This window comes from Prosthecodimorpha hirschii (assembly GCF_001305515.1).
Classification (GTDB): Bacteria; Pseudomonadota; Alphaproteobacteria; order Rhizobiales; family Ancalomicrobiaceae; genus Prosthecodimorpha; species Prosthecodimorpha hirschii.
In genome coordinates this window covers 4,173,934-4,195,771 of sequence record NZ_LJYW01000001.1, presented here as the reverse complement: position 1 = coordinate 4,195,771, position 21,838 = coordinate 4,173,934, and the positions used below count along the sequence as shown (strand labels likewise).

The following is a 21,838-nucleotide window of genomic DNA, read 5'->3' as shown; positions in this document are numbered from 1 at the left end:
TCCACAAATCGGTTTGCGATGCGCGCATGATCGTCAAAAGGCAATGCGGTCCTCCGCGATGTTCAGAAGCTCCGGAAAGCAGAGGATGGCCGCCCGCCTTCCGCTCCCGGGACGCAATTCTCGAAGCATACCACTGTCCCGACACACGCGTAAAATGCGCGTCGCCGTGGGCGCCGGAATTTCAGCGGATGCCCGAAAGTCGCCGGACTTGAAGATCGGGCGGCGGAAGAACCAGTCCAGGGCGCGAACCGCGTATTGCGAATGAGTCTCGGCGGCGATCCAGTCCTTGCGGCGATGGTACAGTTCGAGAATGGCCTGTACACGGGTCTGGTTCGTCTGCGCCTGTTCGATCAGGGCGCGCAGGAAGAAGGCGCACCAGCCGGTCCAGTCGCCGTCGCGGGAGATGGCGAGGAGCCGGTCGTAATACTCGTCCCGGTGACTTTCGAGATATTCGCTGAGGTAGAAATTCGGTCGGGTCAGGAGGTTGCGGCTATAGAGGAACAGCGGGACGATCAGCCGGCCCAGACGACCGTTGCCGTCCAGGAACGGATGGATCGCCTCGAACTCGGCATGCGCGATGGCGAGCTGGATCAGGATGTCGGGGGCGTCGGCGTGCAAATACCGCTCCCAGGCGTCCATCGCCTCCGGCAGGCGGTCGGCGCTCACGGGGACGAAGCGCGCGGTCTCCCGCGTGCAGCCGGCCGGTCCGATCCAATTCGGGATGCGGCGATACTCGCCCGGATCCTTGGTCCGCCCCCGGACGCCCTGCATCAGGACCCGGTGTGTCTCGCGCAGCAGGCGCTGCGACAGCGGCAGGGTCTCCAGGAGCCGGGTGGCCTCGTTCAGGGCGGCCCGATAGTTCAGGACCTCGCGGATATCGGCCTTCTTCGGCGTGCTTTCGTCGACCGGGCCGCCTTCGGCTTCCAGTTCGAGCACCTCGCCCATGGTCGCCTGCGTGCCTTCGATGCGGCTCGACAAGACGGCTTCCTGCACGGTCATCGGCGAGAGCAGCACGTTCGGGCTCGGGATGCCTTCGAGCAGACCGGCATAGCGGGCGATGGCCGCATTGGCCGGGCCGATCAGCGGCAGCAGGGCCGGCCAGTCGAGCGTCGTCGGCGGGAAGGCGCCGAGGTGATAGGCGACGGCCGTCATAGGGCGTCCTCGACGGCCTTCTCGGCTTCGCGGATGCGGACCTCGCCGGACATGAGTTTGGGGAGGAGGAGGTCGCGGGTAGCAGCGAGGGTGCGGGATTCTGCTTGGGTTGCCGCGATACGCTCGAACATCGGTGTCCCTATTCGGGCGAAGACCTGCCACAGCTCAGACTTATTTGGACTGAAGAGAAAATACCTCTGAATGTCACTTGCATTGACCCTCTGACGACCCGACGTGCCGGTCATGCTGCGGATCGCATGCTCCCGAAAATCCTCAAGACGCGCAACGAGATAGGGGACGAATATCGGGATTGGTGGTCGACTCCTCAACACAATGAACTCAGTCGATCCCCAACCGACCGAGTCAGCGGGAAGATGTTGGATATACGCTGTTTTCCCGTTCTCCAGACATGGCGTGATCCGCGCCACCAAAGTATCGCCGTTTCGAAACTTCGATCCGGACCGGAATTCACGATCAACAGGCTCGTCGGCGTTCGGGCCGGTCGTTGGTAGAGCCGCCATATCGAGGTAAGGCGCCTCGCTGCCGGGCCGAATGGCCTCGCTAGGATTCACGTCGAAGCACGTCCCAAGTGGAGCGATGTTCCACCCTTCCGGCTTCCCCTCATCGTCAAGGCGGTCGGGGAAGAGGGACCAGATGTCCGGGGCGAGGTAGGGCGCGCGGCCTTCCTGCTTGGCGCGGGTCGGGCCGAAATCGACGAACCAATCCTTGAAGATCGCCCGCGCCATCGCCTCCAGCGTCTCGTTCATGCGCCGGTTCAGTTCGATCTTTCGATCGAGAGGAGACACTATCGAAAGGACGCTGTCTTGAACGGCAAGCGACGGTACGCGCACAGGCTGTTTGGCCAAACGCGTTATATAGATATGCTTGATGGTTGAACCCTCAGCTTCGCTAAGCATCCGCTGATGATTGTTGGGCTCTTCGAGAACGAGTTTCAAGAAGGCGGATCGAATTAAATTATTTGGCTGTAATACTGCGACTGACTGATTCACGCAAATATCTGCGCGATCAACAATGGCAATTCGACCTAGAGTCCCGTCTTTAGTGACAAGAACGTCGCCGACGTTCGGTCGACTTTTGTCGGTCAGCCTTTCCAAATATGCGTTACGCGAGGTTCGTCGTGCCTGTTCATAAACGATACGGCCATCGTTGATGTCCTTGGCCGTCACCATGAAGGGGCCTTCCGATGTTGTGGGCATCGGATTTGTAAAACCGTATGTCGCCCGAGTCAGGAAATGCTCAAGAGGCGCTTCCAGCCACTCATCGGTAGTCATGGCAACGCAAGCCCCGCCAATCGCGCCTGAATTGTCTCAGTCAGTTCCGCGGCTTCAGCGAACTGCGCTTCGAGATGCTCTTGTAATGCATTGAACCGATCAACAAAGGGTGTCGCGTCTCCCGTCTCAGCCGCCGCCCCTACGTACCGCCCCGGCGTGAGCGCGTGTCCGTTGCTCCGCACATCCTCCATGTTAGCCGCCCTGCAGAATCCCGGCACATCCTCATAAGCGCCGGCGTCCTCCTCCCCGCGCCACGCGTGATAGACTCGCGCGATCGTCTCGATGTCCTCGTCCGAAAACTCCTTCCGCGTCCGATCGACCATGTGCCCGAGCTTGCGGGCGTCGATGAATAGGATCTCGTGGCGCCGGTCGCGCAGCTTGGCGTTTCGCGCGACACCGTTCGAGCGGTCGCGCGCCAGGAACCACAGGCAGGCGGGGATCTGGGTCGAGTAGAAGAGCTGGCCCGGCAGCGCGACCATGCAGTCGACGACGCCCGGCGCGCCGGTGACACCTTCGATCAGGGCGCGGCGGATCTCGCCTTCGCCGTTCTGGGTCGACGACATCGAGCCATTGGCCAGGACGACGCCGGCCACGCCCGAGGGCGAGAGGTGATGCACGATGTGCTGCAGCCACGCGAAATTGGCGTTGCCGGCGGGCGGAATGCCGTAGCGCCAGCGCGGATCCTCGCGCAGGCGGTTGCCGCCCCACTCGGAGATGTTGAAGGGCGGGTTGGCGAGGATGAAGTCGGCCCGCAAGTCACGCAGTTCGTCTTTGTGGAAGCTGCCCTCGTTGTTCCAGCGGATGTCGGCGTCGATGCCGCGCACGGCAAGGTTCATCCGGCACAGGCGCCACGTGGTGTGGTTCGATTCCTGCCCATAGACGGCGATGTCGCCGAGCCGCCCGCCATGCTCCTCGACGAACTTCTCCGACTGAACGAACATGCCGCCCGACCCGCAGCACGGATCGTAGACGCGGCCCTTGAAGGGCTCGATCATCTCGACCATCAGGCGGACAACCGAACGGGGCGTGTAGAACTCTCCGCCGCGCTTGCCCTCCGAGCCGGCGAACTGGCCGAGGAAATACTCGTAGACCCGGCCGAGCACGTCGCGGCTCTGGCCCTTTTCGGCGCCGAGCGCGATGCCCGAGACGAGGTCGATCAGCTCGCCGAGCATGACGGCGTTCAGCGCCGGCCGGCCATAGTCCTTGGGCAGGACGCCTTCGAGCGCCTTGTTGTCCTTCTCGATCGCCTCCATGGCGTCGTCGATCAGTTTGCCGATGGTCGGCTGCTTGGCGTTCGCCTGGAGATGCGACCAGCGCGCGGCCGGCGGCACCCAGAAGACGTTGTCGGCGGCGTATTCGTCGCGATCCTCGGCGCCCTCCGGATACTCGGCCAAGAGTGCGGCGCGCTTGGCTTCGAAGCTGTCCGAGATGTGCTTCAGAAAGATCAGCCCGAGCGCGACATGCTTGTAGTCCGAGGGCTCCATGTTGCCGCGCAGCTTGTCGGCGGCCCGGAACATCTCCGCCTCGAAGCCAAGGTCGCCGCCGTTCGCCTTCGGCTTGGCCCGACCCCGATCCGCCGTCCTCGGCTCTCGCTTCTTCTCGACCTCTGGGACGGGCTCCGTATCCTCTTCGTCCGTCTCCGAGAGCTCGGCGATGGTTATGACCAGCGCGACGGATCCGCCGCGCCCGCGTCCCGGCTGGATTGTTCCGTCGGCGACGAGCACGGACTTCACCGCATCGTAGGCGCTTTCGTCCCACCCGAGCCGCTCGCGCAGCTTCCCGTTGCCCGCCGACCCGCCGAGCCCCCTCAGCGCCACAAGAAAGGCCTCGCGTCTCGACTGTTCGACCATCCCGCCCATCGCTCCCGGCACAGGCCATTGCCCGGCCCGAATCTGCGTCGTCGGACTGTCTCAAGCCTTGCCGAACAACGCAACGATCGGGGGCGATTCGCGCCGCATGGTTCGCGGAAGACGCAATCGCCCCCTTTCGGCCGCCCGAATCCGAGACAAGTCACCCTCGCCGTTCACAGAGTTGTGGAGTAAATCTCGAAAGCAGCATTCTGATGAGAGGGGCAATCCTGGAAGCATTTTATGAGCAGGCCGCACAGTATTCACTTCGAGTCGCGAAGCCGCACAACCCATTAGTAATGCTTCGATTTCTGCGATTCCGATGACTTGCAGGTTCGGTTCAAAAGTGCTTGGCCAATGTAGTCATGTTTCATCGGGCGTAGAGGCATCCGACCAAACTTTATGTCCTGACCGACATGAACAAGGGTACAACCGGCCCCTATGGGCTTGTGTGGAACCGCGTTGGACAAGGAAAATGTCGCTGCGGGTTCGATCCCGTGGCTGCCCTTGGCCACCAAGGGTACCGGATACGGAAAGAGCCGCAGACCGTTGGCGCGGTCTAACGGCTCTTAGGGGTGAACCCCCGTTGCTCTGCGAAGAGCGAGGGTCACGCTACCCTGCACCGTCGGCGCGGTAAACCCGCCCGACGGTGCGCCGTCTCCGATTTCCGACGAGACGCACACATTGAACACAGGAAAATCCCATGTGCGCGCCGATGCCGGCAACGGCGGCGGCTTGCCCGAAGGCGGCCTCGTCCGCCTGTCCAACATCCTGGCGCCGAACGGCCCGATCCCCGTCGGGAAATCGACGTGGTGGGAGGGCGTCCGCACCGGACGTTATCCGAAGCCGGTCAAGCTCGGCCCCCGCATCACCGCATGGCGGGCGGAGGACATCCGCGCCCTAGTCGAGCGGGGGACGTGACCATGAACCGTCGGCCCGCCATCGGGCGGATCAAGATCCACCAAACCTACACCGTCGAGGAACTGGCACTGGTAACCGGCTGCCACAAGGGTACGGTCCGCCGTTGGATCGCGGAGGGCATGCGAACGATCGACGACCGACGGCCGTCGCTCGTCTCCGGGTTCGAAGCGAAGGGTTTCCTGTCGCGGCGCCGAGCGGCCCGCAAGCGCCCCTGCGCAATCGGCGAGTTCTACTGCTTCAGGTGTCGAGAACCCCGGAAGCCCGCCGACGGCATGGTCGACTGTGCCTCGGTCGTCGGCACCTCGGTCAATCTGCAGGCGCTTTGCCCGGCGTGCGCGACCGTGATGCACAAGCGCGTGTCCTCGGACCGCCTGTCGGCCATCGAGAGGACCTGCGACGTCCGCAGGCTCGGGACGTGAGGACCCGAGCCGAGGACCGCGGCCGGAGCGACGGGAACTGACGATGGTCGCCCGGTCTGCATCGAGGGATCGGGCGGGCAGTATGAGTTGACGTTGCGCGCCCTCCCGTAATGCACACTTCAAAGCAGGACGACGAACATGCGAAAAGTCTGCCCTCAGAATGAACGGATCAAGCGTGAGTACTTCACCTATCTGAAGGAGGCGAAGCGTGCCAGCGAGGCCGCCGTCGACAAAGCCGCCGCAGCCATCGCCCGGTTCGAGGAATATACGAAGGGCGGGGACTTCAAAAGGTTTCACATCCGGCAGGCGACGGCGTTCAAAGCCAAACTCGAAGCAACGACGTCAGAGCGGTCCGGGCGCCCCCTGTCTTTGGCGACGGTTCACCAGACCCTGGCCGCGCTTCGCGCCTTCTTCGTCTGGCTCGCTGGCCAACCCGGGTACCGGTCGAAATTTACCTACGCCGATGCCGACTACTTCAATCTGACCGAGGGCAAACGGCGCATCGCGACCTCGTCCCGGGACTCGGTGGCTCCGACTTTGGAGCAGATCGAGCGGGTGCTCGCCGTGATGCCGAACGACACCGCCATCGAGAAGCGCGATCGAGCGGTGATCGCCTTCGCCATCCTGACCGGCGCGCGCGACGGCGCCATCGCCTCGGCGAAACTGAAGCATGTCGATTTGAAGCTGGGGCGCTTCCGGCAGGATGCCAGAGAGGTGAAGACCAAGTTCTCGAAGAGCTTCGACACGACCTTCTTCCCCGTCGGCGGCTCCGCACGCGAGATCGTATCGGATTGGATCGCCTTCCTTCGCCAGGATCAGTCGTGGGGTGACGACGATCCGCTCTTCCCGGCCTCCAGGGTGGAGCAGGTGCCTGCGACGAAGCAGTTCGAGGTGGTCGGGCTCGATCGGAAGCACTGGTCAGACGCTGCACCGATCCGCCGGATTTTCCACGAGAACTTCGAGCGCGCGGGGCTGCCGTACTTCAACCCGCATTCGTTCCGGAAAACCCTCGCCGTGTTCGGCGAGCGGATCTGCCGGACCCCGGAAGACTTCAAGGCTTGGTCTCAGAATCTGGGTCACGACGGCGTCCTGACCACCCTGCAGAGCTACGGCACGATCCCGGCCCACCGGCAGGCGGAAATCATTGCCAACCTCGGCAATCCCAATGACCAAGAGGCGATGAAGGCGAAGCTCGGCCAATTTGTCGAACACTTCCTCCGCAATCAGGGCTCCAGTCCCAACCCTTCGATCTGACGGCGTCAGGCTCGGCGCGAGGGAAATGCGACCACCTCGCCGCCAAGTCGGAGTTGGTCCAAGTGATCCGCCCACCATTGCATCATCCGGACCCGTTCGTCCCAATGCTCGCCGCGCGCATAAGCCCTTCGCACATCGTTGTTTTCGACATGGGCGAGTTGGCGCTCGATCGCGTCCGGGTTCCATAGGCCGCATTCGTTGAGGAACGTTGAGGCAGTGGCGCGGAAGCCGTGGCTGGTGGCTTCGTCCTTCGTGTAGCCGAGCCGGCGAAGGGCGGCGTTCAGCGTGTTCTCGGAGAGCGGGCGGAGCACGGTCCGAATGCAGGGGAAGACGAGGCGGCCTCTTCCGGTAAAGCCGTGAAGCTCGCGCAGGATCGCCATCGCCTGCGTCGACAACGGCATTCTGTGCGGGCGGCGCATCTTGGCTCGGCTCGCCGGGATGGTCCAAACGGCCTTGTCGAGATCGAACTCTGTCCACTCCGCCTCGCGCAACTCGCCGGGACGAGGGAATAGGAGCGCCATCAGTTGAAGGGCGGCCTTGGTGGTTGGCTGCCCTTCGAAGCCGTCGATGGCGCGCAGGAGCCCGCCGAAGGCCTTTTCGTTCGTGATGGCAGCCCGGTGCGTCACCTTCGGAGTGGTGAGCGCCCCCCGAAGGGCGAAGGTCGGATCGGTCTCGGCCCGCGCGGTCGCGATGGCATAGCGGAAGACAGTGCCGATCGTGGAGCGCAGGCGCGTCGCCGTCTCGTGGTTGCCGCGGGCTTCGACACGGCGGAGGATCTCCAGCACGTCCGCAGCTGAAATGTCGGTGATCGCTCGGTCCCCGATCGTGCCAAGGGCGAAATCGAGAAGCCAGATCTTCTTCGCAATGGTGATCTCGGCGCGACCTTCGCGACGCAGCTTGTCGACCAATTCCTCGGCGATCATGCGGAACGTATTGGACGCCGCCGCTTCGGCAGCGCGCTTCGCCTCCCGCTTGTGTCGGGACGGATCGATGCCATCTGCCAGGAGAGCTTTTGCCTCGTCGCGTTTCTCTCGTGCCTTGGCCAGCGTCACCACCGGATAGGCGCCGATGGCGAGCAGCTTCTCGCGACCGTCGACTCGATATTTCAAGCGCCAAAGGCGCGACCCGTTTGGGGCGACCTGGAGGAACAGCCCGCCGCTGTCGGCGAGCTTGTAGGGTCGTTCCGCCGGTTTGGCTGCGCGAATCGCTGTGTCCGTGAGCGACATCTTGGGGGTATCGCCTTGAGGGGGTGTGGGTCGATACCCCCAACACTACCCCCAATCAGACGAGATGCAACGGGATTTCAGCGGCCCGCACTGGACAACGAGCGGATGGAAATCCGCCGAATTCCGCCGCTTTTTGGCTTCTGTCGCACTCTATCGGATAAGCAAATGGTGCCCCAGGCCGGACTCGAACCAGCACGCTCTCGCGAGCAACAGATTTTGAGTCTGCCGCGTCTACCATTTCGCCACTGGGGCAGTGGGCGGCGCATATTAGTCGGCGGGGTCCCTCCGTCAATCCGGCGCGGGTGCGAATTCACAAGCGGGGCAAAGGCGGTGCGGCGGGGCCTGGGGGCGGGGTGCGAAGGCCATGGATTTCCGCAGCCGGCTCGGGTAATCGGGGGCCATGCTGCGCCGCCTCTACGACTGGACCCTCTCGCTCGCCGCCCGCAAATCCGCGGAAGCCTGGCTCGCCGTGATCGCCTTCGTGGAGAGCTCGGTCTTTCTGATCCCGGCCGACGTGCTGTTCCTGCCGATGGCGCTGGCCCGGCCGGAGCGGGCCTGGCGCTACGCGCTGGTCGCGACGGTGTTCTCGGTCCTCGGCGGCATTGCCGGCTATTTCGTCGGCTACTACGCCTACGAGCAGGTCGCCAAGCCGATCCTGGCGCTCTACGGCAAGCTCGACACCTTCGAGCACCTGCGCACCTCGTCGGGCCGCGACGCGATCCTGCTGATGCTGGTCACGTCCGGCCTCGCCCATCTGCCTCCGATCAAGGTGGTGACGATCCTTTCGGGCGCTGCGGCGATCGACCTTTGGCTGTTCGTCATCTCCTGCATCGTCGCGCGCGGCGCCCGCTTCTTCGCGCTCGCCTGGCTCCTGCGCCGCTACGGCGAGCCGATCCGCGGCTTCATCGAGCAGCGCCTCGGCCTGATCGCCGGGCTCGCCGCCGCCGCCATCATTCTGCTCTATGTGGCAGTCAAATACGCGCTCTGATCCTGCCCGGAGCCGGACGGCAGGCGCGCCCCCGCGGCGCGCTGCGCCCGCCCTCCCCGGGCGCCCCGCCCCTGCCGACCGGATCCCGCCATGCTTGCCAGACTTTTCGAACGGCCCGCCGTCACCGCCGCCGGCCTGATCCTCGTCGGCGGGCTCGCCGCCATCCTGGCGGCCTGGGGCTATGAGCTGATCGGCGGCTACGCGCCCTGCAAGCTGTGCCTGGAACAGCGCACGCCCTACTATGTCGGCCTGCCGCTGGTCCTGGTCGCCCTGGTCTCCGACCGTCTGGGCGGCCCGTCCTGGCTGACGCGCGCATGTCTGATACTCGCCGGCCTCGCCTTCGCCTACGGGGCCGCGCTCGGCATCTATCAGGCCGGCGCGCAATGGAATTTCTGGCAGGGGCCGACCGATTGCGGCGCCACACGCGGCGGCGGCGTGCCGACCTCGGCCATGGATCTGCTCAGCGACATGGGCAAGACCCGCATCCCGAGCTGCACCGATGTCGACTGGCGGATGTTCGGCCTGAGCTTCGCCGGCTGGAACGCGGTCGTCTCGGCCGGCATCGTGCTGCTCGCCGCCTGGGGCGCCCTCGCCCGCCCGCACCGGACGGCCGCGTTCGGCTGAAAGCGGACGCCAAAACCGGCCGCGACGGCGGATACCCGTCGCGACGCCTGCGCCCTGCCGCCGTCACGGTTCCAGTTCGGTATCCCAGTAGAGATAGTCGAGCCAGGACTCGTGCAGGAAATTCGGCGGGAACTGCCGGCCGTTATTGTGCAGATCGTGCACGCTCGGGCGGAAGGGCAGCTGATGGGGATGCATGCCGGCTTCGGCCGGGGTCTTGCTGCCCTTGCGCAGGTTGCAGGGCGAGCAGGCCGTCAGCACGTTCTCCCAGGTGGTCAGGCCGCCCTTCGAGCGCGGCACCAGATGATCGAAGGTCAGATCGTCCCGATCGCCGCAATACTGGCACTGGAAGCGGTCGCGCAGGAAGACGTTGAAGCGCGTGAAGGCCGGATTGCGCGACGGCTTCACGAAGGTCTTCAACGAGACGACGGACGGAAGCTTCATCGAGAAGCTGGAACTGCGCACCTCGACATCGTATTGCGAGACGATGTTGACGCGCTCCAGGAAGACCGCCTTGATGGCGTCCTGCCAGGACCAGATCGACAGGGGGTAGTAGCTCAAGGGACGGAAGTCCGCATTGAGCACCAGCGCCGGATGGGCTTCCGGAGATACGTGGACCGTCAAATCACGCTCCTCGAACTCGCACGCGCTACGGTTGGCGGGTCCGACTCGCTGCGCGTACCGGACCCTTCCCCCACGTCGATATTCTATAGGCCGTGTGTCGGACTTGTGAAGACCACGAGATCCTGACGCGGATTGCCACCTATGGCGATCCGCCGGGCTGCCATGCGGTACCGGGATAACTGCGGACGACGGTCAGGCCGCAGCCCGGGACCCGAGCCGGCCGGCCAGGAATTCTACCGCGAAGGCCAGGCCGGCCTCGTCGATGCCATGGCCGAGGCCGGGCAGGCGGTGCCACTCGACCGGGAGGCCGGCCGCCGTCAGCGTGGCGACCGCCGGCTCCAGAAGGGCGACCGGGACGACATCGTCCTCCTGCCCGTGCAGCAGAAGGACCGGCGGCTTGGAGCGCGCCTCGCCGGCCAGCTCGCGCGGACCGGCGAGCAGGCCGGAGAAGCCGACCAGACCGGCAAAGGCGCGCCGCCGGCGCGGCCCGACATGCAGCGCCATCATGGTGCCCTGGCTGAAGCCGATCAGCGCGGCATCGGCCTCGGTCAGGCCATGGCGGGCCAGTTCGTCGTCCAGGAAGGCGTCGAGCAGCGGGGCGGCCTGATTGACGCCGCGCCAATATTCCGACGGATCGCGGAAGCTGAGCGGGAACCACTGGTAGCCGAGCCCGGTCATGTCGCAGCGCTCCGGCGCGTTCGGCGCCACGAAGGCGGCGGTCGGCAGCGCACGGGCGAAATCGCGGCCGAGTTCGATCAGGTCGTGCCCGTCGGCGCCGTAGCCATGCAGCAGGACGACGAGGCGCTGCGCCGGGCCGCCATAGGCCGGAGCGAGACGGGGACCATCGAGAAGCGGCATGGGCGGGCCTTGGGGCGCGGGGATTGCGGGACGTTGGGGATTTCGGGACTTCGGGATAGGCAGGAACGGGCAGGAACGACGGATCGAAGCGGAAGCGTCAGGCAGGCAAGGTATCGCGGCCCTCTTTGACAGCGGCATAATAGGCCCAGAACAAGCGCGCGGCGACCCCCCGCCATGGAGCCCAGACCTCCGCGATCGCCCGGCACGGCTTCTCGGCCGGGCGCGCCTCCAGGTCGAAGGCGATCCGGACCGCGTGCTGCAGCGCCAGATCGCCGCCCGGCCAGATGTCCGGATGGCCGGCGCAGAACAACAGAAAAATATCCGCCGTCCAGGGGCCGACGCCCGATATGGCGGTCATCACCCGATGCGCCTCCTCGGGCGCATAGGCGGCGACCTGTTCGAGATCGACCGCGCCGGCAACGATCGCCTCGGAGATCGCCCGGAGGGTGCGCACCTTCGGGGCCGAAAGGCCCGCGCCGCGCAGGTCCTCCGCGCTGGCGGCGAGGAGGCGCGCCGGATCGAGCGGATCGACCAGCGCCGCGAAGCGCGTCCAGATGGCGGTGGCGGCGGAGACCGAGATCTGTTGCGCGACGATGATCCGCGCCAGCCCCTCGAAGCCCGGCGGACGGCGCCGCAGCGGGACCGGGCCGGCGCGCGCGATCACGGCCGCGAGCCGCGGGTCGAGATCGGCCAGCGCCGCGAGGCCGGCCGCAATGTCGTCTTCGCTCTCGATCCGCCGCATCCCGTCGCCCTCCGTCTCTGGGATTGGCGCCATCGGGACGCCGGCGTCAAGGCCGGGCGAATCGAATAGCGTGGCCGGCCATGACCCGCCCCGTCTTCCGCTTCGCACCGAGCCCCAACGGCGACCTGCATCTCGGCCATGCCTTCTCGGTCCTGACCAATTTCCGGGCCGCGAAGGCCGCCGGCGGGCGGTTCCTGCTCCGGATGGAGGATATCGACACGACGCGCTGCCGGCCGGAGTTCGAGGCCGGCATCCTGGCCGATCTGGCCTGGCTGGGGATCCGCTGGGAGACGCCGGTCCGCCGCCAGTCCGAGCATTTCGCCGACTACGCGGCCGCCCTCGGCCGGCTGACCGAGATGGGGCTGGTCTATCCGGCCTTCCTGTCGCGCGGCGCAATCAAGGCGCGGGTCGAGGCGGCGGAGGCCGCAGGTCGGACCTGGCCGCGCGATCCGGACGGCGCGCCGCTCGATCCGGGCGACGACCGGGATCTCGACGCCGCCGAGGCCGCGCGCCGGATCGCCGCGGGCGCACCGTTCGCCTGGCGGCTCCGGATGGAAGCGGCCTGTGCTGCGGCCGGCGACGGGCTCACCTGGCAGGAGCAGGGCGAGGGCCCGGGAGGCGAAGGCCCAGGAGGCGAAAGACAGGGGGTCGAAGAACAGGGGGTCGAGACCGGCCGCATCGCCGCCGCGCCGGAACGCTGGGGCGACGTGATCCTGGCCCGCCGCGACACGCCGACCAGCTACCATCTCGCCGTCGTGGTCGACGACGCGCTGCAGGGCGTGACCCATGTCGTCCGCGGCCGCGACCTCTTCCACGCGACCTCGGTCCACCGTCTGCTGCAGCGGCTGCTCGGCCTGCCGGAACCGGTCTACCGGCACCACCGGCTGATTCTGGACGGCGCGGGCCGCAAGCTCTCCAAGTCGCAGCACGACACCAGCCTCGCCGCCCTGCGCGCCGGCGGCGCGTCGCCGGCCGACATCTGCAGGATGGTCGGGCTGGAGCCGGAACCCGGCCGGGACGGCGATCGGACGGCGGCTCAGCCGAACTGAACCACGGCGTTGAAGAGCAGCACCATGGTGAAGCCGGCCAGCGCCGTCGACAGTCCGATCGAGTTCGAGGCCGTGCCGTGGGCGGTGTCGAAGCGGACGGCGAACAGATAGGCGTTGACGCCCGACGGGCAGCCGGCGGTCACGGTCAGGACGGCCGTCCAGAGCGGCGTCAGGCCGAACACGAAATGGGCCAGCACCAGCACGAAGGCGGGCATGACCAGGAGCTTGACCACCGACAGCGCCGCGGCGATGCGGAACTCGCCGAACAGGCCGTAGCGCTTCAGACCGATGCCGAGCGCGAACAGCGCGCAGGGCACGGCCGCGCTGGCGAGCTGGTCGATCACCGTCCGCGGCACGCCGGTCAGCGGCAGTCCGGTCATCCGCCACAGGGCGCCGGCCGCCAGCGCGATCACCAGGGCGTTGGTGATGAGATTGCGCAGGATGCGCTTCAGCACCCGGGCGAGATCGAAGGGTTCGACGGCGCCACGGTCGAGCCGGGCGGCGCGTTCGGTCAGCAGCGTGCCGGTGACCATCATGACCGGCAGATGGACCGAGATCAGCATGAACAGCGGCAGCGCGCCGGCCTCGCCATAGGCCGAGACGATCAGCGGCACGCCGACCATGACGGTGTTGGAGAAGGAGGCGCAGGCACCCGCGATGACGCCCTCGGTGCGCGAGCGCCCGAACACGCGCGTGGCGATCAGGGTGCCGAGCGCCCAGGCGACGATCACGCCGCCGAAATAGGCGAACCACAGCGGCCAGGGCGACTGGTCGGGGAAATGCGCGGTGCCGACGGTGCGGAAGATCAGCAGCGGAATGCCGATCACGTTGACGAAATCGCCGAGCCCGTCCCCGACCCGGTCGCCGACCAGCCCGAAGCGGCTCGCCAGGAACCCGAGCCCGACCAGCCCGAAGACCGGCAGGACGATGACACCGATCTCGGCGAAAGTCATGCGATGTACCAATTGTTGAGCTTGCCGTTTAGCGAAGATTTAAAACCGCCGCGATAGGGTTTTCCGGTCACCAGCCATGCGGAGACGATTTCGTGGCCCGATCACTCGACCCATCTGGCAGGACTGGCGCAGCCGGCCTGGAAGTTCTGGTCGTGGACGACCATGAAATCGCGCGCCGCCTGGCGGAGACCATGCTGGAAGCCTTCGGGGCGGAAGCAACCATGGCGACCTGTGCCGAGGAAGCCGTCGAGCAGGCCGACCGCCATGCCTTCGATGTGGCCTTGATCGACTTCGGCCTGCCCGATCGCGACGGGCTCGATCTTGCCGTCGATCTGGCGTCCCGGCCAGGCACCCGCGGCGCCGCCCTGATTGCGGTGACCGGACGCGCCCGCCCGGCCCTGCTGCCGAGCGTGCTCGCCGGGTGGCTCGAGAAGCCCTACAGCGTGCGCGACCTGCATGCCGCGGTCACCAAGGCACGGGCCTTCCGACACGCCAGCTAGTCTCGCGCCAATCGAAAACATCACTCTTCTTGCAACAGACCTGGACGAAAGTCCGGGCTTGAATACACTCGGACGGGTTTCGTCCACGGAAACGTCAGTACGGAGCGTCCCGGTCATGCGTATCTTCTTTGCCGCACTCCTCGCTGTCCTCCTGCTTCCGTTGATGGGTCCGTCCGCCGAGGCGGCGGTCGAGGCCCGGGTGCAGATTTCGACCCAGAAGATGGTCGTCTATGTCGACGGTCAGCCTGCCAAGGAATGGACCGTTTCGACCGGCCGGCGGGGCTATACGACGCCGACCGGCGACTACAAGGCACAGTGGCTGTCCGCGCAGCACCGCTCGAAAAAGTACAGGAATGCGCCGATGCCGCATTCGATCTTCTTCACCGGCGGCTATGCGGTGCACGGCACCACCGAGGTCGCCCGGCTCGGCAAGCCGGCCTCCCATGGCTGCGTCCGGCTCGCCCCCGCCAACGCCAAGGAACTCTTCGCGCTGGTGCGCGAACACGGGCTCCAGTCGAGCCGGATCGTGATCACCCAGTGACCGCGCCCGCGGCCGTCGCGGATCCTCGGCTCTCGCCGGCCCGCCACGCCGATATGGTTTCCCACGCGGATATGGCCCGTGCTGCGGCTGCCGCCGGACTGGCAGATGCTGCCGGACCGCCGATCCTCGCCGATCGAACGCCGGCGCCACCGCCCGGCGCGAGCCCGGACGACCGCACGCCCGGCGGACCGGACGGGTTGGTCGTCAGGCGGCGGAGCCTCGCCGACGCGGCGGCGATCGAGCCCGCATGGCGCGATCTGGCCTGTCGGGCGCTGGAGCCGAATGTCTTCCTGGGACCCGATGTCCTGCCGGCACGGCTCGCCGCCTTCGCGCCTGAGGCCGAAATGGTCACGGTCGAGGCCCCGGACGGACGGCTGGTCCTGCTCGCCGCCGTCGCCCGCCGGCGCATCGGTTTCGGCCTGACCGGACGCGTGACGGCGCTCTGGAGCGACGATTATGCCCCGCTCGGCACCCCGCTGGTCGCGTCCGACGGCCCGGGCGGCGCCGAGGCGGCCTGGATGGCGCTGCTGTCGGACCTGTCGGACCGGGGTGGCGGTTGGCTCGGTGCCTTCGCGCTGCCCGACCAGCGGCTCGACGGACCGGTGCATGAAGCCTTCGTGCAGGCGGCCCGGCGGCTCGGCCTCGCCTGGGCGCGCCACGGATCGCACGCCCGTGCGGCGCTCGCCGGCCAGCGCAGCCCCGAGGCGCATCGGCTGGCGGCGATCGAACCGCGCCGGCGCAAGGAATATGCGCGTCAGTCCCGCCGGCTCGCCGAACAGGGCCACCTGGTCGCCGACGCGGCGACGGTTCCGGACGAGATCCGGGCCGCCTTCGCCGACTTCCTGGCCCTGGAGGCCGCCGGATGGAAGGGCCGCAGCGGCACGGCGCTGCGACAGGAGCCGGCCGCGCTCGCCTTCGTCGAGGCCGCCGTCGAGGCGCTCGGCCGGGCGGGCGCCCTGACGATCGACCGGCTTCGTCTCGACGGGCGGCCGATCGCGCTCTTGCTGCGCGTCCGCGACGGCGCCGCGGCCTGGCCATGGAAGATCGCCTATGACGAGGCCTATGCCGCGCAGTCGCCCGGCGTGCAGATCATGCTGCAGGCGAGCGCCCGGCTGCTCGACGACCCCGGCTTCCGGCTCGCCGACAGCCTCGCGGTCGCCGGCCATCCGATGATCGAGCATCTGTGGCGCGAGCGCATCCAGATCGGCACGCTGATCGTCGGGCCGGCCGGGCGCGGCCATTTCGGCGTCCGCCTCAAGGGCCTCGAGTTCGAGTTCCACGACCGCGCCCGGGCGCGCGCCCGCGGCCTGCGCGATGCGCTGCGCGCCCGCTTCGGCAGCCGTCGCAAGGCGCAGCGGACCGGACCGCCCGCTTGATCGCCGCGCGCTCGCCTATGAGCCCTGCGGCACCAGGAAGAGCGGCGGCAGGCGGCCGAGCGGGGTGGCGCCGAGCTTCATGCGGCCGTGGTCGAGGGTGAATTCGAGGCTGCGGCCGCCGGGCGGGCCGTCCTTGGCCGGCTTGCCGAACAGCAGGAAGCCGCCGGCGAGTGCCGCCATCTCGGGCGTCACGGTGATCTCGGGCGGGCCGGCGGTGTCCTTGACCGGCCTGCCGTTTGCGGACTTCGGCTTCTCGGCCTTGGCGGGCTCGGCCGCCTCGCCGAGCCGTTCGAGATTGTTGGCGATCAGCGTGATCGCCCCCGACAGCATGCCGTCCGTCTCCAGGCGGATTTCGCCGCGCCCCTCGAGGGTCGCCGGTCCGGCCACCGCCTTGACCGATTTCAGCGCGACGCGCCCGTCGCTGTCGGCCCAATCGGCCAGGAAATGCGGCCCTCCGCCCGGCTCCAGCGGCAGGCGCACGAGGCTCGCGTCGAGCGACAGGTTGACGGCCTCCGGACCGAGGCGCTGGCCGCCCGCCGTGACCTTGCCGGCGGTGACGAAGGCGGCGATGTCGAGACCCTCCACGGCCTCGTCGCGCCGGCCGTGCAGTTCGAGCCTGGTGGCGGCGAGCGTCGCCTCCGGCTGTCCGACCGGCGACCAGCGGCCGTCGAGCGTATCGAAGGAGACCGACGCGCGCTGCAGTTCGCCGTCGCGGAAGCGCAGGCTGGTCTGCATGACGCCCCATTGGGCGGCGAGCTTCGCGCCGGTGCGGGTGGTCGCCGTGACCGGGGCATCCAGTTCGACGATGATCAGGTTCGGCTGATAGACCAGCGCGACCGCGCGCAGGCCGCGGGCGGTAGCCTTGAGGCCGCTGACGCGATCCTCGAAGGTCGGCCCGTCGCAGCGGATCTCGATGCGGAACGGATAGCCGGCCACGCTGCGCTCCGGGCACTCGATCACCAGACCGCCGGCGGCCATCTGGGCGAGCGACCGGTCGATCTCGGTCGAGACCTGGCCGCGGATATAGAACCAGGCGGCGGTCCAGAGGCCTGCGGCGATCAGCACGAGGCCGAGGATCAGCCTGGGTCCGAGCCGTCCCGACGATTTTGCCGTCCCTGCCATCACGCCGAGCCTTTCGCTGCTGCCCGCCCCGAGGCCGGAAGTCCGCATGAACTTCGGACCGGTCGGCGTGCCAAGAAGAAGATACCCGATCCGAGGACCGCGGATCGAGGATTGCGACCGATTGCGGCAGTTCTCGGCCCAGGTCAAGCCGGCCCAGCGCCGGGCGGGCGGCTTACGATGGGCGACCGGCCGGCGATGGACCGGAGCGCCGGACGATCTGACCCGTCCCAAGTCGCGCGCACCGAAGCGATCGGCGGCCGGTCCTTCGGGCTTGCGCATTGCGCTGCCGGCCCGGCCTTGCTAACCCGCGGCAGACTGCGGCTTCGCACGCCAGGCGGATGGGCGGCCACAACGCGGACATGACATGCTGGACGGGCAGGATCTCTGGGTCTTCGGTTACGGCTCGCTGATGTGGCGACCGGGTTTCGATCCGGTCGAACAGGTGCCGGCACGCGTCAACGGCTGGCACAGATCGCTCTGCGTCTATTCCTGGGTCCATCGCGGCACCCGCGAACACCCGGGCCTGGTGCTCGGCCTCGATCGCGGCGGCGCCTGCCGCGGCCTCGCCTTCCGGGTCGAGGCGGCGAAGGCGGCCGCGGTGCTCGCCTATCTGCGCGAGCGCGAACAGGTGACCGCGGTCTACCGCGAGATGGTTCGCCCGGCCGCGCTCGCGGACGGTTCGGGGCGGATCGTGCCGGCGCTCTTCTACGTGGTCGATCGCAGCCATCCCCAATATGCCGGCAAGCTGGCCCTGCCCGATCTCCTCCGTCATGTGCGCCAGGGGCGCGGCATCTCGGGCGCCAATCCGGACTATGTCCTCAACACGGCCGACCATATGGCCGGGCTCGGCATCCGCGACGGCCTGATCGAGGCGCTCGCCGCCGATCTGCGCGTACGGCCGGGCCATTCCCCGGCGGCGGATGTGGACGACGTGGAATAGCGGACCGGCGCGAGCCCGGCACGGCACGGCACGGCATCCGGCCGCATCGGATGGCATTCCGGCGGGCCGGATCGGTGGATAGGGTCAGATCGGCGGCTCCGAACGGTTCGGCGGACCCGAACGGTTCGGCGGACCCGAACGGATCGGCGGACCCGAACGGTTCGGCGGACCCGAACGGTCTCCCTCAGGATCGGTCTCCGAGCGACCGGCCGATCCCGGCGCCGCCGCTGCCGACCCCTCGCCTCAGGAACCGGCGAGGTCGGCCAGGATGGCGGCCCGGGCCTCTTCGTCGCGGGCCAGGAAATGCGCCCAGCAGCGGGTGCGCTCATGCGGGATCGGGCCGAGCGAACGGCCTTGCCGGACGCCGTCGCGATCGATCGAACCGATCCAGACCAGACGCGGCTCGCCATGGGCGGCCTCGCCGTCCGGTTCGACGACGATCAAAAGGACCGCCTCGGCGAGATCGTCGAGCGTATCGGCGGCGACGCTGGAGAACAGATAACGGCGCCCGGATGCCCCGCTCCAGTAGCGGAAGCGATCCGCAAGACCGATGGCACGGGCACTGTCAGGGCTTCCTGCGGTCATGAAGGCGGGACGGCACATCGTTGTCTCCAGTGAGAACATTCATAGAACATTCCCAAGGCTGCCGCAAGCGAATCGGCATGCTGGTTCGTCATGACTGCATGCGTGCGGTCACGGCCCGGCAACAAGAAGACCAGCCAATGTGTCAAATTGACGCGTCAGGATTATTCACGCCGGCGTGACCGGTTTGCGACGGTCCGCCAGATAGCGGGCCGCCGATGGCGGCGCCGGTGGCGGATTGGGGCTCTCCAGGGCCTCGATCGCCAGCGCGTCGGAGGCCGTCTCGATCACGGACTGGAGCCGGGCCATCACCGCCTCGGCCGACAGGCCGGGCTCGATCGGCGGCAGGAATTGCACCACCAGGCGCCCGGGATAGCGAAAAAAGCCGCGCCGCGGCCAAAACAGGCCGGAATTCAGGGCTACCGGCACCAGGGGCGCCTTGGTGGCGCGATACAGAAACGCGACCCCGACCTTGTAGGCCGGCTCCACGCCCGGCGGCCGCCGCGTGCCTTCCGGATAGATCAGCACCGATCGCCCGGCCTGCAGCGCCTCGACCGATCGCTTGGTCATCGCCCGCAGCGCCTCGCGGCCGCCCGCGCGGTCGACCGGAATCATGCCGACCTTGGCGCAGAACCAGCCGAAAACCGGAATCCAGGCCAGTTCCTTCTTCAGGATGAACACGGGATCGTGAAAGAGATGCAGCAGCGCCAGGGTCTCGAAGGTCGACTGATGCTTCGAAGCGACCAGCACGCCGCCGGCGGGAAGATTCTCCAGGCCGCGAATCTCGACGCGGGTCCCGGCGATCGCCTCGAGCAGGACCAGATTCAGCCGCGACCACACCTGGATGCCGGCATGCAGGATGCGCTTGGGCAGCAGCATGGCCGGCAGGAGCACGATCATCCAGACGATCATGTTGATGTAGAAGGCGACGTTGAAGGCCAGAGAGCGCAGGAACAACAGCATCGTCGAGGGGATCCGGGGCGGGGGTGCCGGGGGAAGGTCGGGCGGGAGGATCGCGGCAGCTTCGCGGACGGCGAGACGGGCCGGTGCGCGGCGCCGTCGCCCGACCGGCCCGCATCGCCGCCCGCGGCAGTGTCTCAGGCGCGACCGACCAGTTCCAGGCCGAGGCGGACGCGCGCGAGCATATACTTCACGTATTCGGCCAAGAGAAGCTTCACCGTCCCGGGCCGGCGGTACCAGGTGTCCAGTTCCAGTTCGGGCCGCTTGACCGGGCGCGGCACGAGCCGCACGCCCGGCAGCGAGCTTTCGAGCTCCAGCAGGGCGCGCGGCATATGGTAGGCGCTGGTCACCACGATGAGCGACTCGAAGCCGTTCGCCCGCGCCCAGATGTCGGCTTCCAGGGCATTGCCGGTCGTCGTCTCCGCCTGATGGCCGAGATCGACGCAACAGGCGAACAGCCCCGGATTGGCCTCGGTCGCGCGCTGGATGTCATGGGCGGTGGTCGCCGGATGGACGCCCGAGATCAGCAGCCGGCGCGCGCGGCCCTGTTCGAGCAGTTCGACGGCCAGCTGGACCCGGTCGCGGCCGCCGGTCAGGACCACGATGCCGTCGGCATGATCGTCTGCCGGCGGATAGCCGGTGGCGACGTGATCGGCGAACCAGACGAAGCCGACCAGGCCCGCGGTGAGCGCCAGCGCCGGCAACGCGGCCGCCGCCGCGAGCCCATGCCGCACCCAGCCGCGCCGCCGGTTGGAAGTTTCCGCCGCAGGACCCGACCCGAATGCCGTCATTCACGCCTCGATCGCACGTTGCGGTCCGACGCCATGGGCCGGCGCCGCCGCGATGGCCGGCGGCCCGCCCGGCCGCTCAGTCCATCTGGTTCAGATAGCTGCGCACCGTCAGCCGTGACGTGACGGCGGTCAGTGCGGCCACCAGGGCGACGATCCCGACCGCCCCGAGATAGCCCGTCCAGCCGACCGAAAAGCCGCCGAACAGGGCCTGGGCCTGATCGCTGGCCGCGGTGCCGGGCGTCACCCGGGTGATCCAGTCGGCGACCGCGAAGGCGAGCATCGCGGTCAGACCGCCGGCCGCGCCGCCCTGCAGCCCGAGCAGCAGGAAGTGGCGCTGGAATTCGCGCGCGACGAAGCCGTCCTCCGCGCCGACGAAATGCAACACTTCGATCACGTCCCGGTTCCCGGCCATGGCGGCCCGGGTGGCGAAGACCACCGACAGCACCATCGCGCTGAGCACCAGGATCACCACGAGCCAGCCGGCCACCACCATGGTGCCGGCCATGGTTCTGAGCCGCGCCGCCCAGACGCTGTGATCGTCGAGCACCGCGCCGCGCACCTCGCGCGCCAGCCGGCTGCGCAGGCCGACGAGATCGGTTGCGGCGGGATCGGCGAGTTCCAGAACGATCAGCCGCGGCACGGGCAGGCCGGACAGGTCCAGCCCGGCGCCGAGCCACGGCTCCAGCAGGCGGGCGCTGTCGCGCTCCGACAGGAGGCGCACGTCGCGGACCCCATCGGTCTCGCGCGCGACCGCCATGGCGGCCTGCAGGTTGGCCTCCACCGGCACCCCATCGACGGGCTTCAGCTGGATCGTGACCTCGCGCGACACGTCGAGCTGCCAGCTCCTGGCCGCATCGGAGACCAGCGTCAGCACCCCGAAGGCGAGACAGGCGAGGAAGCCCATGATGGCGACGACCAGGATCAGCGCCCGGCCGGCGACCGCCTGCGGCGGCACCACGGGCACGCTCGGCTGCGAACGCGCGAGGGGGCGCATCGGCCGGCGGGCGCCCGACGGCCCGGCGGCGCGGCTGTTGGTCTTCGGCCCCAGGGTCTTCGGGCCGGTGCGCGCCGGCACCGGAT

Annotated in this window: 23 protein-coding genes and 1 tRNA gene; 10 read left to right on the top strand and 14 right to left on the bottom strand. The window is 67.9% G+C overall.

All coding sequences use genetic code 11. The features are described 5' to 3' along the window. Positions 1–33: 33 nt before the first annotated feature. From ABB55_RS18455 to ABB55_RS18445, 3 genes are all read right to left on the bottom strand, one after another. Entirely contained in the window at positions 34–1,152 is a 1,119-nt protein-coding gene (locus ABB55_RS18455; protein WP_054360109.1) for a Fic family protein, read from the bottom strand. Beyond that, positions 1,149–2,342 (bottom strand): restriction endonuclease subunit S, encoded by a 1,194-nt coding sequence (locus ABB55_RS18450; RefSeq protein ID WP_200912043.1) that lies wholly within the window; start codon positions 2,340–2,342, stop codon positions 1,149–1,151. The genes ABB55_RS18455 and ABB55_RS18450 overlap by 4 nt, the downstream gene beginning before the upstream one ends. A gap of 98 nt (positions 2,343–2,440) precedes the next feature. Continuing rightward, positions 2,441–4,294: a class I SAM-dependent DNA methyltransferase gene (locus tag ABB55_RS18445; RefSeq protein WP_083463737.1), complete on the bottom strand. Its 1,854-nt coding sequence runs from the start codon at positions 4,292–4,294 to the stop codon at positions 2,441–2,443. Positions 4,295–4,996: 702 nt separating this feature from the next. On the opposite strand from ABB55_RS18445, the gene ABB55_RS18440 reads away from it, so the two are divergent. From ABB55_RS18440 to ABB55_RS18430, 3 genes are all read left to right on the top strand, one after another. Beyond that, complete coding sequence (locus ABB55_RS18440) at positions 4,997–5,212, top strand: helix-turn-helix transcriptional regulator (RefSeq protein WP_083463736.1); 216 nt, start codon at positions 4,997–4,999, stop codon at positions 5,210–5,212. Positions 5,213–5,214: 2 nt separating this feature from the next. Next, positions 5,215–5,631 carry a MerR family transcriptional regulator gene (locus ABB55_RS18435; protein WP_054360108.1) on the top strand — a complete coding sequence of 139 codons (417 nt, stop codon included), beginning with the start codon at positions 5,215–5,217 and terminating at the stop codon, positions 5,629–5,631. Between the two features lie 138 nt (positions 5,632–5,769). Further along, the gene (locus ABB55_RS18430; protein WP_054360107.1) at positions 5,770–6,885 is read left to right on the top strand and encodes a tyrosine-type recombinase/integrase; all 1,116 of its coding nucleotides are present in this window, start codon (positions 5,770–5,772) and stop codon (positions 6,883–6,885) included. A 5-nt stretch (positions 6,886–6,890) separates the two neighbouring features. On the opposite strand, the gene ABB55_RS18425 is transcribed toward ABB55_RS18430, so the two are convergent. After that, entirely contained in the window at positions 6,891–8,111 is a 1,221-nt protein-coding gene (locus tag ABB55_RS18425; RefSeq protein ID WP_054360106.1) for a tyrosine-type recombinase/integrase, read from the bottom strand. A 166-nt stretch (positions 8,112–8,277) separates the two neighbouring features. Next, positions 8,278–8,363, bottom strand: a tRNA-Leu gene (locus tag ABB55_RS18420). Between the two features lie 148 nt (positions 8,364–8,511). On the opposite strand from ABB55_RS18420, the gene ABB55_RS18415 reads away from it, so the two are divergent. Next, complete coding sequence (locus ABB55_RS18415) at positions 8,512–9,099, top strand: YqaA family protein (RefSeq protein WP_054360105.1); 588 nt, start codon at positions 8,512–8,514, stop codon at positions 9,097–9,099. Between the two features lie 90 nt (positions 9,100–9,189). Next, on the top strand, positions 9,190–9,723 hold the full coding sequence (locus tag ABB55_RS18410) for a disulfide bond formation protein B (protein WP_054360104.1): 534 nt from the start codon (positions 9,190–9,192) through the stop codon (positions 9,721–9,723). A 63-nt stretch (positions 9,724–9,786) separates the two neighbouring features. Here the strand turns inward: ABB55_RS18410 and ABB55_RS18405 are convergent, their stop codons facing one another. From ABB55_RS18405 to ABB55_RS18395, 3 genes are all read right to left on the bottom strand, one after another. Next, entirely contained in the window at positions 9,787–10,344 is a 558-nt protein-coding gene (locus tag ABB55_RS18405; protein ID WP_054360103.1) for an HNH endonuclease, read from the bottom strand. 192 nt (positions 10,345–10,536) lie between these two features. Then, positions 10,537–11,202 (bottom strand): alpha/beta hydrolase, encoded by a 666-nt coding sequence (locus ABB55_RS18400; protein ID WP_054360102.1) that lies wholly within the window; start codon positions 11,200–11,202, stop codon positions 10,537–10,539. 97 nt (positions 11,203–11,299) lie between these two features. Further along, on the bottom strand, positions 11,300–11,944 hold the full coding sequence (locus ABB55_RS18395) for a DNA-3-methyladenine glycosylase family protein (RefSeq protein ID WP_054360101.1): 645 nt from the start codon (positions 11,942–11,944) through the stop codon (positions 11,300–11,302). A gap of 80 nt (positions 11,945–12,024) precedes the next feature. Between ABB55_RS18395 and gluQRS the strand changes: the two genes are divergently transcribed. Next, entirely contained in the window at positions 12,025–12,993 is a 969-nt protein-coding gene (gene gluQRS / locus ABB55_RS18390; RefSeq protein WP_054360100.1) for a tRNA glutamyl-Q(34) synthetase GluQRS, read from the top strand. Here gluQRS and ABB55_RS18385 read toward each other — a convergent pair. Further along, a complete protein-coding gene (locus tag ABB55_RS18385) occupies positions 12,981–13,946 on the bottom strand; it encodes an AEC family transporter (protein WP_054360099.1) in 966 nt (321 codons plus the stop codon). The genes gluQRS and ABB55_RS18385 overlap by 13 nt on opposite strands. 152 nt (positions 13,947–14,098) lie before the next feature. Between ABB55_RS18385 and ABB55_RS18380 the strand changes: the two genes are divergently transcribed. The 3 genes from ABB55_RS18380 (at position 14,099) to ABB55_RS18370 (ending at position 16,363) form a co-directional block, all read left to right on the top strand. Next, positions 14,099–14,446, top strand: a complete 348-nt coding sequence (locus ABB55_RS18380) for a response regulator (protein ID WP_054360098.1) — start codon at positions 14,099–14,101, stop codon at positions 14,444–14,446. 115 nt (positions 14,447–14,561) lie between these two features. Continuing rightward, positions 14,562–14,987, top strand: coding sequence for a L,D-transpeptidase (locus tag ABB55_RS18375; RefSeq protein WP_054360097.1), 426 nt, complete (start codon positions 14,562–14,564; stop codon positions 14,985–14,987). 197 nt (positions 14,988–15,184) lie between these two features. Further along, positions 15,185–16,363 carry a GNAT family N-acetyltransferase gene (locus ABB55_RS18370; protein ID WP_054360096.1) on the top strand — a complete coding sequence of 393 codons (1,179 nt, stop codon included), beginning with the start codon at positions 15,185–15,187 and terminating at the stop codon, positions 16,361–16,363. A 15-nt stretch (positions 16,364–16,378) separates the two neighbouring features. Here ABB55_RS18370 and ABB55_RS18365 read toward each other — a convergent pair whose 3' ends face one another. Next, positions 16,379–17,485, bottom strand: coding sequence for a DUF2125 domain-containing protein (locus ABB55_RS18365; RefSeq protein WP_160321265.1), 1,107 nt, complete (start codon positions 17,483–17,485; stop codon positions 16,379–16,381). A 364-nt stretch (positions 17,486–17,849) separates the two neighbouring features. Between ABB55_RS18365 and ABB55_RS18360 the strand changes: the two genes are divergently transcribed. Then, complete coding sequence (locus tag ABB55_RS18360; RefSeq protein WP_054360094.1) at positions 17,850–18,425, top strand: gamma-glutamylcyclotransferase; 576 nt, start codon at positions 17,850–17,852, stop codon at positions 18,423–18,425. 243 nt (positions 18,426–18,668) lie between these two features. Here ABB55_RS18360 and ABB55_RS18355 read toward each other — a convergent pair whose 3' ends face one another. From ABB55_RS18355 to ABB55_RS18340, 4 genes are all read right to left on the bottom strand, one after another. Further along, positions 18,669–19,028: a hypothetical protein gene (locus tag ABB55_RS18355; protein WP_054360093.1), complete on the bottom strand. Its 360-nt coding sequence runs from the start codon at positions 19,026–19,028 to the stop codon at positions 18,669–18,671. A gap of 147 nt (positions 19,029–19,175) precedes the next feature. Continuing rightward, a complete protein-coding gene (locus tag ABB55_RS18350; RefSeq protein WP_244472072.1) occupies positions 19,176–19,970 on the bottom strand; it encodes a lysophospholipid acyltransferase family protein in 795 nt (264 codons plus the stop codon). Positions 19,971–20,104: 134 nt separating this feature from the next. Further along, entirely contained in the window at positions 20,105–20,758 is a 654-nt protein-coding gene (locus ABB55_RS18345) for a YdcF family protein (protein WP_083463733.1), read from the bottom strand. A 76-nt stretch (positions 20,759–20,834) separates the two neighbouring features. Beyond that, on the bottom strand, positions 20,835–21,838 hold a 1,004-nt coding region (locus tag ABB55_RS18340), incomplete at its 5' end, for a cell division protein FtsX (protein WP_338053655.1).

Coding starts and splice junctions, on each gene's coding strand:
- ABB55_RS18455 (WP_054360109.1), bottom strand. CDS start 1,152: ATGACGGCCGTCGCCTATCACCTCGGCGCCTTCCCGCCGACGACGCTC.
- ABB55_RS18450 (WP_200912043.1), bottom strand. CDS start 2,342: ATGGTGACGGCCAAGGACATCAACGATGGCCGTATCGTTTATGAACAG.
- ABB55_RS18445 (WP_083463737.1), bottom strand. CDS start 4,294: ATGGTCGAACAGTCGAGACGCGAGGCCTTTCTTGTGGCGCTGAGGGGG.
- ABB55_RS18435 (WP_054360108.1), top strand. CDS start 5,215: ATGAACCGTCGGCCCGCCATCGGGCGGATCAAGATCCACCAAACCTAC.
- ABB55_RS18430 (WP_054360107.1), top strand. CDS start 5,770: ATGCGAAAAGTCTGCCCTCAGAATGAACGGATCAAGCGTGAGTACTTC.
- ABB55_RS18425 (WP_054360106.1), bottom strand. CDS start 8,111: ATGTCGCTCACGGACACAGCGATTCGCGCAGCCAAACCGGCGGAACGA.
- ABB55_RS18415 (WP_054360105.1), top strand. CDS start 8,512: ATGCTGCGCCGCCTCTACGACTGGACCCTCTCGCTCGCCGCCCGCAAA.
- ABB55_RS18410 (WP_054360104.1), top strand. CDS start 9,190: ATGCTTGCCAGACTTTTCGAACGGCCCGCCGTCACCGCCGCCGGCCTG.
- ABB55_RS18400 (WP_054360102.1), bottom strand. CDS start 11,202: ATGCCGCTTCTCGATGGTCCCCGTCTCGCTCCGGCCTATGGCGGCCCG.
- ABB55_RS18395 (WP_054360101.1), bottom strand. CDS start 11,944: ATGCGGCGGATCGAGAGCGAAGACGACATTGCGGCCGGCCTCGCGGCG.
- gluQRS (WP_054360100.1), top strand. CDS start 12,025: ATGACCCGCCCCGTCTTCCGCTTCGCACCGAGCCCCAACGGCGACCTG.
- ABB55_RS18385 (WP_054360099.1), bottom strand. CDS start 13,946: ATGACTTTCGCCGAGATCGGTGTCATCGTCCTGCCGGTCTTCGGGCTG.
- ABB55_RS18375 (WP_054360097.1), top strand. CDS start 14,562: ATGCGTATCTTCTTTGCCGCACTCCTCGCTGTCCTCCTGCTTCCGTTG.
- ABB55_RS18365 (WP_160321265.1), bottom strand. CDS start 17,485: ATGGCAGGGACGGCAAAATCGTCGGGACGGCTCGGACCCAGGCTGATC.
- ABB55_RS18360 (WP_054360094.1), top strand. CDS start 17,850: ATGCTGGACGGGCAGGATCTCTGGGTCTTCGGTTACGGCTCGCTGATG.
- ABB55_RS18355 (WP_054360093.1), bottom strand. CDS start 19,028: ATGTGCCGTCCCGCCTTCATGACCGCAGGAAGCCCTGACAGTGCCCGT.
- ABB55_RS18350 (WP_244472072.1), bottom strand. CDS start 19,970: ATGCTGTTGTTCCTGCGCTCTCTGGCCTTCAACGTCGCCTTCTACATC.
- ABB55_RS18345 (WP_083463733.1), bottom strand. CDS start 20,758: ATGACGGCATTCGGGTCGGGTCCTGCGGCGGAAACTTCCAACCGGCGG.